At 45.0% G+C, this 291-nt stretch carries 1 protein-coding gene; it reads right to left on the bottom strand.

Translation table 11 applies throughout. The features are described from left to right. On the bottom strand, positions 1–291 hold a 291-nt coding region (trhA, locus tag SB659_RS19305; protein ID WP_410551559.1), incomplete at both ends, for a PAQR family membrane homeostasis protein TrhA.

The raw sequence follows: 291 nt of genomic DNA on the forward strand, positions 1-291 counted from the left end.
TAAGCGATAGCCACTTAATTCGTTTTTTCACACCCAATTCAAGAAATACACCCAAAAGAGCAATGCCCCAGGCTACACTCAACAGCGTCCAGCCCCATGCGTCTCTTAAGTTAATTAAAGCAAATGGAGTATAGGTACCGGCAATTAGAATATAGATAGCAGCATGATCAAGCTGTTGGAAGACCGCTTTTATTCTTGGCCAGGGAAACGCATGATATAACGTTGAGGCGGTATAAAGCAGAATAAGGCTGGCACCATAGATACTCGCAGCGACAACGTGCCAGGCATCAC

The sequence above is a fragment of the Arthrobacter sp. SIMBA_036 genome (assembly GCF_046535135.1).
GTDB lineage: Bacteria > Actinomycetota > Actinomycetes > Actinomycetales > Micrococcaceae > Arthrobacter.